The sequence below is a fragment of the Sphingobacterium bovisgrunnientis genome, from assembly GCF_009829085.1.
In the GTDB taxonomy this organism is placed as follows: Bacteria; Bacteroidota; Bacteroidia; order Sphingobacteriales; family Sphingobacteriaceae; genus Sphingobacterium; species Sphingobacterium bovisgrunnientis.
In genome coordinates, this window is the sequence record NZ_WUQY01000262.1 from 1 (window position 1) to 307 (window position 307).

The window sequence follows — 307 nt, forward strand, 5'->3', positions numbered from 1 at the left end:
AAAAACTCATTCACAGTTCCACAGTTCGCAAAACTTGAAGGTGGTAGATTTTTTGCACCAAAATTCAAAGAAGGTATTAAAGTTAATGTTCATCGTGAAGTTAAAGGCGAAATTAGTAAATGTACTTTGAGTAAAACACCAACAGGAAAATATTTTGTATCAATACTATCAGAAGAACAATATCAAGTAAAAGAAAAGACTGGTGCTTTTTGTGGAATAGATTTAGGTTTAAAAGACTTTGCTATTACTTCTGATGGTGTCAAATTCAAGAACAACAAATACACAAAACAATATGAAAAAGAATTAG

1 protein-coding gene is annotated in these 307 nt (G+C 30.0%); it reads left to right on the forward strand.

What is annotated here, in order from left to right; translation table 11 throughout:
• Window positions 1-307: transposase (locus GOQ16_RS17495; RefSeq protein WP_192922549.1), on the forward strand; the 307-nt coding region annotated here is incomplete at both ends.